Source organism: Treponema sp. R8-4-B8, assembly GCF_054786175.1.
In genome coordinates this window covers 1-434 of record NZ_BDHE01000442.1, presented here as the reverse complement: position 1 = coordinate 434, position 434 = coordinate 1, and the positions used below count along the sequence as shown (strand labels likewise).

Genomic DNA, 434 nt, shown 5'->3' with positions numbered 1-434 from the left:
TAGGATCCGTATACGAATATAAATAGTTGTAATCCCTATATATATTTGAATTTGTTATATTTGGATTTTTATTTATTATGTCAGTAACAGTGATGTCCAGATTACTGATATATATTCTGTAAAAAATAGTATATCCAGATGCGTAATACTGACTAAGAGAATTAGGCGGAATATCTATTTCCGCATTGGTATTAAACTGAGATACAATTCTGCCTTCCGACAATTGGGGAAGATAATAATACTCGTCAATTCCGCAGGTTAATAAAAATAAACAAGATACAAGTATTACCGGCGTTTTAAGAAACTTCATTTTCCCTCAAGAAACGCAAGCCTGCTCCTTGCAAGGTTGTGCCAGACGGGCATTTCAGGCCATTTAATCAGTACGTCACGATACGCTTCAATCGCGGATGCAGGGTCGCCAATGGTTTCATAAA

At 35.9% G+C, this 434-nt stretch carries 1 protein-coding gene; it reads right to left on the bottom strand.

Features of this window, described 5'->3' with window-relative positions:
• On the bottom strand, positions 1–310 hold a 310-nt coding region (locus ACYVRA_RS09160; protein WP_461252396.1), incomplete at its 3' end, for a hypothetical protein.
• Between the last annotated feature and the right edge of the window lie 124 nt (positions 311–434).